This is a genomic window from Martelella mediterranea (genome assembly GCF_004342225.1).
GTDB classification, from domain to species: Bacteria; Pseudomonadota; Alphaproteobacteria; order Rhizobiales; family Rhizobiaceae; genus Martelella; species Martelella mediterranea_B.
In genome coordinates this window covers 1-11,683 of sequence record NZ_SMAR01000033.1, presented here as the reverse complement: position 1 = coordinate 11,683, position 11,683 = coordinate 1, and the positions used below count along the sequence as shown (strand labels likewise).

Sequence of the window (11,683 nt, the reverse complement as noted above, 5' to 3'; positions counted from 1 at the left end):
GTTATTCGGCAGCAGCAAGCCGATCGCGCAAAAGATAGCCTTCCAGCAGCCATATCTTCTCGCGCGCATTCTCCCGCGCGATCTTGCGGCCGATCTCGACATCGAAGTTCTCTGCGCTAACCGATGAGCTTTCGCCAGAAACAAGAAAACCGTTCTTCAGGGTCAGAACACAAATCGTCATCCGCCCCCCGAAAACATGGTATTCTTCAGCCGCTATAACCGCATCGATGTCGGCAGGTGTCAGGCGTGGGGCAGTCTTGCCCTTTGCCTGAATTTCTTTTTCAATTTCCTGATCAGACATTCCTGTTCTCCATTTTCAGCTTGAGTTTTGCCGCTGCGATCCAGTTTGAAAGCACGGCAGGGGTTCCGCTCGTCGAACTGGCCTTGATGCCGGCAAGCGAAAAGATTGTGCGCTCGGTCCCGTCATTCACCTTCGCGCCCTCGGCTGAAACCAGATGCGCAAGCGCGGCCATGCCGGCCAGCCGGTGCGCCTGGCTGCTGAGCTCGTAATTGTCGATCTCTATGGATGGGATGCCGGCCTTTTGCGCCTCGACCGCGCCGATCAGCCGGCGCAATTCACCTGCGTTCGTTGGTATTGTCATCACGCCCTTCCGATCGAATAGAGGTCATCGACGACGGCGCGGCGGCCATCGACGATCATGCCGGTGATTTTTAAGTCGCCCGCCTGCCGGTCATAGCCATGTGCCGTCAGCACCACACCGCCGCAGGAAAGCGCGGCAGAGGTGCGGTTCATGGCATCAATGCATTTGCGATAATGCGCGCGGATCGCATCCGGACCCTGCCGCCGCACAGCTTCGGGAACGTGATCGCGAACCGTGATGACAGCACCGGCGAAGCTCATGCCGCACCGCCTTGCTCGGCGCGGTCAAGGCGCTCGATTTCTGCGAGGATTAGGGCGGCAGCTTTCGTCAGATCCCGTCGCGGGGTCGTCGGCTTCCACCACTTGTCATCAAAGGGCCAAAGTTCAGCGCCGAGCAGCCGAGGGTAGGGATCGTCAAAGTCATTGACCGTATTCAACGCATATGTTGATGCCGCGAGCGCAAGTTGCCCGTCACAGTGCTGGTCATCATGCTCCGGCGTCCAGCCTTCAACGGCGATCTGCCGATACCGCTCATTGATCACATCCATCAGCGCACGAAGCGTTTCGTCTCCTGCTTTCTCGTGAAGCGCCTGCACATCGCCCGCAAGATCTGCCCGGACGTAACGGGTTTTCCGCCGGAAGTCGTCTTCGTGCTCGTTCCAGCCGCCAATAAGCTGCCGCTCGCCGGTCATCACATCGGTCGATGCGCCGTTGACCGTTGCGTAGATAGCTGCCGGGGCGTTGACCGGATCGGGTTTGCGCTGGCTGCCCAATATGTTTCTCGCGCACTCTCGGCAAACAAAGTCGGTGCCATCCGCGACGAATTTTTCGGTCGGTTTCGGCTTGCCGCACACCGGACAAAATCCATAGGGGTCAGTCTTAGAAGGTACTGTGACTTTCCTTCCTCTGATGCTCATCGTTTCTCACCTCTTTTGATTTCACGGGCATAGATCAGCGCCGCCCAAAGGGCTGCGCCGCCGCTTGGCTGCTTCGCGTAAGGCATTAATCAGCTGCAGGTCTGTTCCAACAAAGGTAGTCATGCCGCACCGCCTTTAGCGCGGTCGAGGCGCTTCTTGGCGATGGCAATGCTCGCAGTTGATGTGCGGATAGTTGCTGGTTCACATTCCGGAAAAGAAGGCATGGATTGAGCGGCGGCGCGATAGCCTTTTGCGCTTCGATCATATTCCAGGCGACCAGGAAATGCTGTCTGAAATTGTCTGAGGTCGAGCGCTGCTTGCGAAATCGAAATGTCAAACGTTTGGCAAATATCCGCACGGCGCAGCAATGCCTGCTCAGATTGTACCGCCGCATCGATCCATAATAGACGCATGGTTTGAAAAAAGGTGGTCATTCCGCACCGCCTTCTCTGGTAAGCTTGTAGCGCGCATCGGCATCCAGCGGCCGCAACGCCTTTTCCCAGTTTCCGGCCAGCCAGGCGCGCAGCGATGTGGCGAGCACCTGATGGTCACTGCTGTTTTGCATCAGCGCTGCAACAAAGGCTTCCATCGTGCAGGGCTTTGGTTGTGACTGACTGCTCATCGTCTTTCACCTTTTTTGATTTCACGGGCATAGATCAGCGCCGCCCAAAGGGCTGCGCCGCCGAAAAACAGCATGCAGGCGAGGGCGCTCAGGAAGCCGATATAACTAGGCATCATGATCCGGTCCTTTCTTGCTTCATCACTGCAAGCCGTTCGGTGACCAACTCGTCGAGAGCGGTTTTCAGTTTTTGCAGTGTGCGCTCGGAAACCGTCCGCCGGTTTGCTTTGCGCGCGGTGTAGGTGGTTGGATGCACTCCGGCACGCTCACACAGTTCCACCTGCGAGATACCGGCGGCGTGGCGGCGTGCTTCTATTTCTGAAAACATTGCAAATCACCCTTGCGAACTGTTCTGCATATATGCATAAGCAATATTGCTTATTCTGCAAGGTGTTTTTTTGTGACTGCGTTAGCCCTTCAACAGAATATATTTGCGCGCATGATGGATAATCAGCGCGACACAAAGGCTTGGCTAAAGGCTGTGGCAGATCATATGAACCTGTCGCTGTCGAAGCTTGCCCTGAATTCCGGCATGGCTGCATCCACGCTGACGCGCTACTTCAATGACACAACAGGCACGGTAGGCATTACCCAATCGACGTTGGAGAATGTTGCCAAATATTCGGGCTTCCGGCCCGGCCAGTTGCCCGGTCGCAGCACAAGCGGCATGGCTGAACCAGATGCGCTTCCTTATGCCAACGACAACGAGCCTCATCCAGGCTGGATTGATGCGGCTGTAAAAGCTGCAAAGGACGGGCGCAATAGCGTCGAGGCTTGGGTAATGAAGGGCGGCGCCCTTGATGGTATGGGGATTATGCCAGGCGATATCGTGCTCATAGATCTGGGGCGGCGCCCGAAAACAGGCGATATCGTCATTGCACAGATCATAGATCCAGTGCGCGGCACGGCGGAAACAGTCATGCGGCTCTATCAGGCGCCGTTCATCACATCGCACTCTATGCGGCTTGGTCCGCAACGGCCCGAGCAGGTTGACGACGATCGCGTCTCAATTGCCGGAACAGCCATCGGCATCATCCGCACCCCCTCCTGACTTCTCCAAAGATCCCGGCAATACCCGTCAGCTCACTTAGGTTTAGTAAATGTGCTGGCAAGGGCTGTACGCACTTTACCGAACAGCGCGCTGACCTCGTTTGCCTTCATTTGTGCAGCATCGCTATGTCCGCGATTGAGTAAGGTAAGCATTTGTGCAAAATCATGCTTGCCATAATAAGCACTATCGCTTATTAATTTGCAGCATTGCAATAAAGCAATGGAGGCGATGCAGGCATGACCATCACACACAAAACCATTGAGGCCGGGCAGGTGGCCGGTTTGCTGGGGCTTTCGCGTCAGCATTTTCTGCGCAAGCGTGCGGTCTTCCAGCGGGATTATGGCTTTCCGCCGCCGCTGCCCGTCGCGCGGCCTTTGCGCTGGCAGGAAGGGGCCGTTGAAAAATGGCTGAACGGCTTTGCCGCTGCCGAAACAGAGCGCACGGCCGAAACCGTGCGGGCTGCCGTCATCGCCCAGGACAGGGCGAGCCTGATGCAGAAATACGCCAGACCGGCAAACGAGAATGCGAGGGCGGCATGAGCGTTCATTATGATGTTGAGGAAACTCTGCAGGCAATGCGCGCAAAGATGGCGGAGCATCAGCCCGGGGAAAGGTCGACGGTGGGAACCCACATACGTTTTCGCAATCCGGAAGCTTCGATCGAGCTGCGACGGCTTATTCTAGGGGAGATGAACAGGGGCACCGAAGTTCATCACATTATTGAAGCGCTTGGCGAGATATTCGCCACGATCGGACGCGAGATATCGCTCATGGGGCGAGATCCCGACGTCGCGCGCGAGATCATCGGCAATCTATTTATAGCCAAGCTTGAGGATCAACCGGACATAACCATCCCTGTTCCGGTTTCGAAACAGCATGGAGGTCACGCATGAGCATGTCCACCTTCTTCGATCGACCGGCTGTTGCCCGGCCGGAAACGGAGCTGACAGTGCCGCAGCGTGAGGCGCTGAAACATCTTTCCCGTTTTCGCCATCATCGTGTCTGCCGCAATGGCGGCTGGTATCTCGGCCCGCGTTATTTCAAGCCGGAGACGATTTCCGCGCTTACCCGCCATGCGCTGATCCGCCGTGCGAAAAATCGCGGCTTTGGCAAAGGCTATCACCTGGAACCGACACTGGCAGGGCAGGTGGTGCTGGAAAAGCTGGAGAAGTCAAATGGCAGATCGTGAACTCTTTGGCCGGGCACTGGCCGCACACGAATTTGCGCGCGAAGCGATGGCGGACCTTCATGCGCACATCGCGCGCAACCACCCGGACTGGAACGGTCTGGCGGATCTCGAAGCCTACAGCGCCAACGCGCTTTCTGCGATGTCGGATTTTCTGGCTGACGCCAAGGCCGCCGAGATTGAAACCGCCACCGGCTGTTCTGTCCGGGCGCTTTATCCGCGCCGGAAGGCGTCATAGGCCTTCCGGGTTCAGAAGATTGGCGCGGCCTTGTTTTGCGTATCCGCCGCGCCCCTCGCTTCGCCGGGGATTTCCCCTGATGCCCGGTGAGTGCGCCGCCCGGAACCGCTCCCCCTCTCTGCGGTTCCGGGAACCAACCAAAAAGACCACGCGGGAACCAACCCGCGCCACTTCACCGGCGGCTTCTTGAGGTTGGCCGCCGGTGTTTTTCTTCATGGAGAGACGGATGATTGAAGTATTGGCTTTACTGATCGCGGCGCATGCATTGGCAGACTATCCGTTGCAGGGTGACTTTCTCGCCCGCGCGAAAAACCAGTCTGCGCCTTTGCCCGGCGTGCCTTGGTATCAAGCTCTCGGTGCGCATTCGGCGATACATGCCGGTTTCGTCGGTGTGATCACGAATTCGGTTTGGCTTGGGCTGGCCGAGTTCGCTGCTCATTGGGTGATCGACTACGAGAAGAGCGCCGGAAGGCTTAGTTTTAACCAAGACCAGTTTCTGCACCTTTTCTGCAAACTTGCCTGGACCGTGCTCTTTGTCCTCCTCGTGGCGGAGGATCTGTGATGCCGGCGCTGAATGTTCAGGAGCGGTTCGCGGATGATGTTGAATTCGGCATCAAGCTGCAAACAGTGCGCGCGCCGCGCAAGGACGGACGGGCACACTGCAAGGTTGGTGACACGCTTAAACTTTACACCGGTATGCGAACAAAGAAATGCCGGTTGCTGAGAACCGCTACAGTTACCGGGATTGCAAGTGTCAGGATCGAGGGCACCTCAATGCAGGTCAATGGCCACTATCTGCCGTCGGCGATCTATGATCGTGATCAGGTGGAAATCACCGACAACGAGTTTGCAGAAGCTGACGGCTTCAAGAGCTTTATGGAGATGGCGGACTGGTTTGCCGAAAACCACGGACTGCCCTTTGAAGGTGTCGTGATCTATTGGGATGAGCTGTGATGCCGGCTCATGAAACCTTTCCTTGCGCGTGCGCCTTCGCAAAGGCCGTTGACGATAGCAACCCGGAGCATTTCCCGCGCGTAGGTATTGCAGACAACGTGCTTTACCGCGGCCATTGGATCATCCGTCACTCTCAAAGCGGACGCGAAGCAATCATAGCGCGTTCGAATGAACCGCCGCTTCATGCCGAAGTCGCGGCGTGCTGTCTAAACTATTTCCAAAGGATCCCCAGTCATGCGTAAATCAGATCCCAAAATCAAATTCGTTTCGTGGCGTGGCGGCAGGCCGCGCTTCACGCCATCGCCCACATTGCGCCAGCGCGGTTACAAGGCGTTCGATCTCCGCAACGGTGAGGGCGCGTGGATGACCGCCGGTGAGGCACTGGACTGGTCGCGCACATTCGAGCGAGAAATTGCGGCGGCACGCAAGGCCGCCGAGAAAAGCCGCAAGCGTGCACAACCAAAGCAACCGGTTCCGGTGCGCTTTTACACCGTGGAACAACTGCTGAAAGACTATGCCACCTCGCAGGCCTTTCGCGACAAGGCGATCAAAACCCAGCAGGACTATCTGCAGAAAATCCGGTCCATCGAAAATCACCTGCCGGATGTCTGGGCATCGGAAGCCGAAGCCCTGAGCCAGCCAATCTGTTACGGCGTTTATGACGAGCTGCGCGGCAAGACCGGCCTGCACACGGCCAATGCCGCGATGCGCATCCTCGGCATTGCCTATAGCTGGGGCATGTCGCGCGGGCGACTGCCGGGCCTGATTGTCAATCCTGCACATAAGCTGCAGCTGAAAAAGGAAGAGCCGCGTGTGCGCGCCGGTGAGCGTGATGAGATCCGCCAGCTTGTGGCCGCCGCCGATGCTCTGGGCCGTCCGGAGATTGGCGATATGATCACGCTGGCCGTCTGGTCGGGCCAGCGCCAGGGCGACCGGCTGGAATATCAGTTTGCCGCACGCGACAATGGCCGCGTTAGCCTGCGCCAGTCAAAGACGAAAGTGATTGTGGATATTCCGGAAAGTGCGGAGCTGCGTGCACGCCTGCAGGAAGCCGGGAAGCGCCGCAAGCTGGCGGAGGTGGTCTCTGCCCATGTCATCCTCGACGAGCGGAACTGGCGACCCTTCAAGGGCGATCACTACCGCCACCTTTATGACCAGGTGCGCAAGATCGCGGCGCAGGGCATGAAAGATATCAACGGCCGTGAGATCCTCAAGCCGATGAAATCCTGCGCCACGCTGCGCGATCAGGATTTGCGCGACACGGCGGTGACCTGGTTGTTTCGTGCCGGCTGCTCGGTGGGCGAGATCTGCGCTATCACCGGCCACAGTCTCAACACGGCAACCCAGATCCTGGAACACTATTTCGCGCGCCATCCGGAAATGGCGAACAGCGCAATCGAGAAAATGGAAAACTGGTACAAGGGAGAATGACATGGTGGTGCCTTTGACAGTCAGCATAATGCTTGCCTGCCACGTCTCGCACGATCCTGCGGAAGTTGTGGGGATAAAGGTTTGGGTGTCCGTTGCAGCCAAGGAAGAGCGCGCGTTTCTTTTAGACGCGGGTATGATTGAGAAGCTGGCAGACGACTGGATCGTGACAGATCGCGGAAAAGCTTGGATCGAACGCTTATTGGCAACACCGTTTCCGGTCGCCAAATGGACGTTTCCCGATGACTGACCGGCCATGCGATATCCGCACCGGCTTCCTGTTTCCACATTGCGTCACCTGTGGCGGCAATGAGTATCTGGATAACTTCCGATGCGCGGATTGGGCCGAACGCCTCTCAGCGGCAAACCTCGTCCGAAACGTGGCCGATTTCGTCCGTGAGATACAGGCAATTTTCCCGGAAATCGAAATTCAGCCCAAGCACGTGGCGCGCCGGTTCGCGATCACACAGGAAGAATCACGGAAGGTCTTAAAAAGCCTTGATTTGTGACCGTGTGACTTCGTGTGACATTTTCATCCAAAATAAGTCACAAATTCAGTCACATGAAATGTCACAAATTCAGATAATGTCCTGCATTTTTTGGGATATTTTGGTGAGCGCGCAGGGGTTCGAACCCTGGACCTACTGATTAAAAGTCAGTTGCTCTACCAACTGAGCTACGCGCTCCCAGTCGAAGCGCTGAAACGCATTCGCTTGAAAGTGGGCGGAACATAGGCAGGGACTTTCAGAAGGTCAACCGGAAAAATTCCGCTTTCAATGACATTTTGAAACTTTTCAACGCGCAGAAAGGTGATTGGTCTTGATGCAGGCTTTGCGCTATGAAAACTGTCCGTGATCGGCGCCATGGTTTAAGTCGCTGTGTGGATGTATTTTGATTGTCATTTCAATTATCTGAGCGAATCAACGGGAGCTGGCATTGTCGATCGGCGATATTTCACTTTGGAGCGCATTAATTGCAGGCGCGCTTTCCTTTCTTTCTCCTTGTGTATTGCCTCTCGTGCCGCCTTACCTCTGCTACATGGCCGGAATCTCAGTTGACCAGTTCCGTGGTGATCGAACCGCGGGAAAAGCAGTGCCAGGCCCTCTGACTGTCCTTTTGCCTGCGCTTTTCTTCACATTAGGCTTTGCAACGGTTTTTATCGCACTTGGAGCAGGGGCATCGTCAATAGGACAACTGCTCCGTCAATATATGGACATTCTCGCGAAAGTTGGCGGCGTCATCATCATTCTGATGGGGCTTCACTTCCTCGGTGTCTTTCGGATTTCAATCCTGTCGCGTGAAGCCAGATTTCATGGCGGTGGCCGCCCTGCCAGTGCCACCGGTGCCTATGTGATGGGACTTGCCTTTGCGTTTGGCTGGACGCCCTGTATCGGACCGGTACTGGGGGCGATTCTTGCCGTGGCAGCGGCGAAGTCTACGGTCGGCGACGGGGCCGTCCTGCTTGCCGTTTATTCTCTTGGTCTGGCCGTTCCGTTCTGGATTGCCGCGCTTTTTTCAGGCGCATTCATGCGCTTTCTCGCACGTTTCCGTCGTCACATCGGATTGGTGGAGAAAGTCATGGGCATATTCCTGATCCTGACAGGACTGGCCTTTCTTTTCGGATTTATAGCCGACGTTGCTATCTGGTTTCAGGCAACTTTCCCGGCTCTGTCGAGAATCGGCTGATGTTCCCGGTTTAAAGAACACCAGCAATCCGCTCAGTTCCAGCTGTTACAAAAAAGCATGCCGAAATCATCATCGTCGCATTCTTTGGGGCCGGGCTTGCAGGAAAATGTCGGACAGGCTTTAGTGTCTCTGACAGGGACTGTGCGTTCGATGGCGTGGTCACCCTGACCGACACAAACAACCGGGTCGCGAACATACCGATCATAGAGCGTTCGACCGCTGCCATTTGGCGCCGGGTAGCGCAAAATGGCCGCACCTTGCTGGTTCAGTATCGCATGCACCTGATTGCAGGTCAGGTCCTGAATATTATAACGCTCAATGGCATTGGCCGGGATGGCAGAAGCTGCTGCAATAACCGTAGACGCGATCAAAAGTTTCATCATTCACTTTCGGCTCTTTCAGCCGCCTCCATTTGCATTACATATCTTTAACACGGTAAACGGGAGACTTCCATGTCGGACGGAAACGATGAAGATCGGCGAATCCGCGATATTCTCAGCCGCGTCAGCACGGTCGCGCTTGTGGGCGCGTCCCCCAAGCCTGAGCGTCCAAGTCACAGGGTGATGGGATTTCTTCTTTCGAAAGGTTATCGCGTGTTTCCGGTAAATCTGGGACAGGCAGGTAAAGAAATTCACGGTCAAACGGTGTATGCCGGCCTGAACGAGATACCAGAACCAATCGATATGGTTGATATCTTCCGTGCGTCAGATGCTGTTCCGGGCGTTGTTGATGAAGCGCTTGGCCTGACGCGGCGACCGGGCGTCATCTGGATGCAACTCGATATTGTGCATGAAGATGCAGCAAGAAGGGCACAGCAGGCAGGCATCGAGGTTGTTATGGACCGGTGCCCGGCCATTGAGTACCCGCGTCTGATTTACGCTTCCTGATCACAGAAAATCTTGCCCGGCTGCAGATCACTTTGGGTCAAGCAAAAGGTCAGGGTCTGCACGCATCTCATTGAGGAGTTCGTGGTTTTCGCAGTATTCCACGAAGCGCTTCGCTGCCACCTTGCAGGCGAGATCATCGCGGCAACGCTTCTTCACGTGACAGGCCGCACAATTCGCCTGCATATAATAATACAGCCGTCGATATTCGAACTCGGCTTCCACCGGATCGATATTGAGCGCTTTCATCATATCTGTCATTTCGGCGGCATCGCGCGGCTCTGCATTTTCGATGTCCGATTTTGCCAACCGTGTCATCAAAGCCAGTACACCGACCTCTTCGCCTTCAAGATGTTTGGTCTGGCGCCATTTGGCAAAACGGTCTTGCTCGCGATTGTCATCCTTCGGTAAACCGTCCATTGTCTTGCTCTCCATATCTCGTACACGTTTTGACATTTGTACAGTTTCGAGCATTGATCTTGATCAACAATGGGAAAGCCGCTCTTGACCAAAGCCTGATGGCGGTTGTTCGCGGCATGAGAGTTTATCAAACCGGAGGAAACCAAAATGGGCGATCACAAAGAACCGGGATTCGCGACACTATCGATCCACGCTGGTGCACAGCCGGATCCTGCCACCAATGCGCGCGCGACACCGATTTATCAGACCACGTCTTACGTCTTTAATGATGCGGACCATGCAGCTGCGCTTTTTGGACTGAAAGAGTTCGGGAATATTTACACACGGATCACCAATCCGACGACTGCAGTTCTGGAAGAGCGCGTGGCTGCTCTGGAGGGCGGGGCAGCAGCTCTGGCGGTGGCTTCCGGGCACTCGGCTCAGCTTCTGACGATGCATATGCTGATGCAGCCTGGTGATAATTTTGTGGCTGCGCGGAAACTTTACGGCGGTTCCATCAACCAGTTTGGCCACGCGTTTAGGAATTTTGGTTGGGAGGTGCGCTGGGCGGATCCTGCCGATCCGCAGGATTTTGCTGCGCAGATCGATGAACGCACCAAGGCCGTCTATATCGAAAGCCTGGCCAATCCGGGTGGTACATTTGTCGATATCGCGGCAATTGCAGAAGTGGCGCACAGCCACGATCTGCCGCTGATTGTCGACAATACGATGGCCACGCCATATCTGGTGCGACCGATTGAGCATGGTGCGGATATCGTTCTTCATTCACTGACAAAATTTCTCGGCGGCCACGGAAATTCCATGGGCGGCATTCTTGTCGATGGCGGTACCTTCGACTGGTCGAAGCAGGGACGCTATCCGATGCTTTCCGAGCCACGGGCTGAATATAACAATCTGGTTCTGCATGAAGCTTTTGGTAATCTTGCCTTTGCGCTTGGAGCGAGAGTTCTCAGCCTGCGTGATCTTGGTCCGGCGATCTCTCCGTTTAATGCCTTTATGCTGGCAACTGGCATTGAAACGCTGCCACTTAGAATGCAGCGCCATTGTGATAATGCGCTCGCCGTTGCCAGTTGGCTCAAGGATCAGGATACAGTTGGCTGGGTGAGTTATCCCGGACTGGCGGATGACCAAAACCACGCGCTGCAGCAGCGCTATTCGCCAAAAGGGGCAGGGGCCGTATTTACCTTTGGCCTGAGGGGTGGATATGAGGCTGGCAAGAGTTTCGTCGAGGGGCTTGAGCTGTTCTCACATCTTGCGAATATCGGTGACACGCGTTCACTGGTTATTCACCCGGCTTCCACAACACATGCACAGCTGACACCAGAACAGCAGATTGCTGCGGGTGCAGGGCCTGATGTCGTGCGGCTTTCTGTCGGGATTGAGGATGTCCATGATCTTATTGCAGATATTGGGCAGGCGCTTGGCAAAATCGACGGCTAGATTTGTCATCAAAGCATAATCTGGAACACAAAAACACCGACTTATCCACACCCTGTGGATAAGTCTTTCCACTGTGTTCAGGCCGACACCGTCACGGGAGGGGCCTCTCCGGTTCTCAAAATTGCGTCCTGGAGAAAAAGATCGGGTTCCGGTGCTGACGATCTCAGAGTCTGTTCAAGAAAGCGGATAGCGGGCGAGCCGCCTTGTCATGAGCTTGATCATCGCGGTCTGGATGAAGGCGAGGCTTGTTGCCGAGAACC

22 protein-coding genes and 1 tRNA gene are annotated in these 11,683 nt (G+C 55.7%); 13 read left to right on the top strand and 10 right to left on the bottom strand.

What is annotated here, in order from left to right; genetic code table 11:
- Position 1 precedes the first annotated feature (1 nt).
- The 7 genes from EDC90_RS16610 to EDC90_RS16580 form a co-directional block, all read right to left on the bottom strand.
- Positions 2 to 301, bottom strand: coding sequence for a Gp49 family protein (locus EDC90_RS16610; RefSeq protein WP_132313664.1), 300 nt, complete (start codon positions 299 to 301; stop codon positions 2 to 4).
- Complete coding sequence (locus EDC90_RS16605; RefSeq protein ID WP_132313662.1) at positions 294 to 602, bottom strand: hypothetical protein; 309 nt, start codon at positions 600 to 602, stop codon at positions 294 to 296. Before EDC90_RS16605 ends, EDC90_RS16610 begins: the two co-directional genes overlap by 8 nt.
- Entirely contained in the window at positions 602 to 862 is a 261-nt protein-coding gene (locus EDC90_RS16600) for a hypothetical protein (protein ID WP_132313660.1), read from the bottom strand. Before EDC90_RS16600 ends, EDC90_RS16605 begins: the two co-directional genes overlap by 1 nt.
- Positions 859 to 1,374 (bottom strand): hypothetical protein, encoded by a 516-nt coding sequence (locus EDC90_RS16595; RefSeq protein ID WP_132313658.1) that lies wholly within the window; start codon positions 1,372 to 1,374, stop codon positions 859 to 861. Before EDC90_RS16595 ends, EDC90_RS16600 begins: the two co-directional genes overlap by 4 nt.
- Positions 1,375 to 1,637: 263 nt before the next feature.
- The gene (locus EDC90_RS16590) at positions 1,638 to 1,952 is read right to left on the bottom strand and encodes a hypothetical protein (protein ID WP_132313656.1); all 315 of its coding nucleotides are present in this window, start codon (positions 1,950 to 1,952) and stop codon (positions 1,638 to 1,640) included.
- Positions 1,949 to 2,140, bottom strand: a complete 192-nt coding sequence (locus tag EDC90_RS16585) for a hypothetical protein (protein ID WP_132313654.1) — start codon at positions 2,138 to 2,140, stop codon at positions 1,949 to 1,951. The genes EDC90_RS16590 and EDC90_RS16585 overlap by 4 nt, the downstream gene beginning before the upstream one ends.
- Before the next feature lie 112 nt (positions 2,141 to 2,252).
- The gene (locus EDC90_RS16580) at positions 2,253 to 2,465 is read right to left on the bottom strand and encodes a helix-turn-helix domain-containing protein (protein ID WP_132313652.1); all 213 of its coding nucleotides are present in this window, start codon (positions 2,463 to 2,465) and stop codon (positions 2,253 to 2,255) included.
- 111 nt (positions 2,466 to 2,576) lie between these two features.
- Between EDC90_RS16580 and EDC90_RS16575 the strand changes: the two genes are divergently transcribed.
- From EDC90_RS16575 to EDC90_RS16530, 10 genes are all read left to right on the top strand, one after another.
- Positions 2,577 to 3,188, top strand: coding sequence for a LexA family transcriptional regulator (locus EDC90_RS16575; RefSeq protein WP_207903941.1), 612 nt, complete (start codon positions 2,577 to 2,579; stop codon positions 3,186 to 3,188).
- Positions 3,189 to 3,424: 236 nt separating this feature from the next.
- Positions 3,425 to 3,727: a hypothetical protein gene (locus EDC90_RS16570; protein WP_132313648.1), complete on the top strand. Its 303-nt coding sequence runs from the start codon at positions 3,425 to 3,427 to the stop codon at positions 3,725 to 3,727.
- Complete coding sequence (locus tag EDC90_RS16565) at positions 3,724 to 4,080, top strand: hypothetical protein (protein WP_132313646.1); 357 nt, start codon at positions 3,724 to 3,726, stop codon at positions 4,078 to 4,080. The genes EDC90_RS16570 and EDC90_RS16565 overlap by 4 nt, the downstream gene beginning before the upstream one ends.
- The gene (locus EDC90_RS16560; protein WP_132313644.1) at positions 4,077 to 4,376 is read left to right on the top strand and encodes a hypothetical protein; all 300 of its coding nucleotides are present in this window, start codon (positions 4,077 to 4,079) and stop codon (positions 4,374 to 4,376) included. Before EDC90_RS16565 ends, EDC90_RS16560 begins: the two co-directional genes overlap by 4 nt.
- On the top strand, positions 4,363 to 4,611 hold the full coding sequence (locus EDC90_RS16555; RefSeq protein WP_132313642.1) for a hypothetical protein: 249 nt from the start codon (positions 4,363 to 4,365) through the stop codon (positions 4,609 to 4,611). The genes EDC90_RS16560 and EDC90_RS16555 overlap by 14 nt, the downstream gene beginning before the upstream one ends.
- Before the next feature lie 226 nt (positions 4,612 to 4,837).
- A complete protein-coding gene (locus tag EDC90_RS16550; RefSeq protein WP_132313640.1) occupies positions 4,838 to 5,173 on the top strand; it encodes a DUF3307 domain-containing protein in 336 nt (111 codons plus the stop codon).
- Complete coding sequence (locus EDC90_RS16545; RefSeq protein WP_132313638.1) at positions 5,173 to 5,565, top strand: hypothetical protein; 393 nt, start codon at positions 5,173 to 5,175, stop codon at positions 5,563 to 5,565. Before EDC90_RS16550 ends, EDC90_RS16545 begins: the two co-directional genes overlap by 1 nt.
- 234 nt (positions 5,566 to 5,799) lie before the next feature.
- Positions 5,800 to 6,996 carry a tyrosine-type recombinase/integrase gene (locus tag EDC90_RS16540; protein ID WP_132313636.1) on the top strand — a complete coding sequence of 399 codons (1,197 nt, stop codon included), beginning with the start codon at positions 5,800 to 5,802 and terminating at the stop codon, positions 6,994 to 6,996.
- Position 6,997: 1 nt separating this feature from the next.
- A complete protein-coding gene (locus tag EDC90_RS16535; protein ID WP_132313634.1) occupies positions 6,998 to 7,243 on the top strand; it encodes a hypothetical protein in 246 nt (81 codons plus the stop codon).
- Positions 7,236 to 7,502, top strand: a complete 267-nt coding sequence (locus EDC90_RS16530; RefSeq protein ID WP_132313632.1) for a hypothetical protein — start codon at positions 7,236 to 7,238, stop codon at positions 7,500 to 7,502. Before EDC90_RS16535 ends, EDC90_RS16530 begins: the two co-directional genes overlap by 8 nt.
- Positions 7,503 to 7,603: 101 nt before the next feature.
- Here EDC90_RS16530 and EDC90_RS16525 read toward each other — a convergent pair.
- Positions 7,604 to 7,679 (bottom strand) — tRNA-Lys (locus EDC90_RS16525).
- Positions 7,680 to 7,929: 250 nt separating this feature from the next.
- Here EDC90_RS16525 and EDC90_RS16520 point away from each other — a divergent pair.
- Positions 7,930 to 8,679 carry a cytochrome c biogenesis CcdA family protein gene (locus EDC90_RS16520; protein WP_132313630.1) on the top strand — a complete coding sequence of 250 codons (750 nt, stop codon included), beginning with the start codon at positions 7,930 to 7,932 and terminating at the stop codon, positions 8,677 to 8,679.
- Between the two features lie 32 nt (positions 8,680 to 8,711).
- On the opposite strand, the gene EDC90_RS16515 is transcribed toward EDC90_RS16520, so the two are convergent.
- A complete protein-coding gene (locus EDC90_RS16515; RefSeq protein ID WP_132313628.1) occupies positions 8,712 to 9,062 on the bottom strand; it encodes a hypothetical protein in 351 nt (116 codons plus the stop codon).
- A gap of 69 nt (positions 9,063 to 9,131) precedes the next feature.
- Here EDC90_RS16515 and EDC90_RS16510 point away from each other — a divergent pair, with 69 nt between their 5' ends.
- Positions 9,132 to 9,566, top strand: coding sequence for a CoA-binding protein (locus EDC90_RS16510; protein WP_132313626.1), 435 nt, complete (start codon positions 9,132 to 9,134; stop codon positions 9,564 to 9,566).
- Between the two features lie 27 nt (positions 9,567 to 9,593).
- On the opposite strand, the gene EDC90_RS16505 is transcribed toward EDC90_RS16510, so the two are convergent.
- Entirely contained in the window at positions 9,594 to 9,983 is a 390-nt protein-coding gene (locus EDC90_RS16505) for a hypothetical protein (RefSeq protein WP_132313624.1), read from the bottom strand.
- A 147-nt stretch (positions 9,984 to 10,130) separates the two neighbouring features.
- Here EDC90_RS16505 and EDC90_RS16500 point away from each other — a divergent pair, with 147 nt between their 5' ends.
- Positions 10,131 to 11,423: an O-acetylhomoserine aminocarboxypropyltransferase gene (locus EDC90_RS16500; RefSeq protein ID WP_132313622.1), complete on the top strand. Its 1,293-nt coding sequence runs from the start codon at positions 10,131 to 10,133 to the stop codon at positions 11,421 to 11,423.
- Positions 11,424 to 11,683 lie beyond the last annotated feature (260 nt).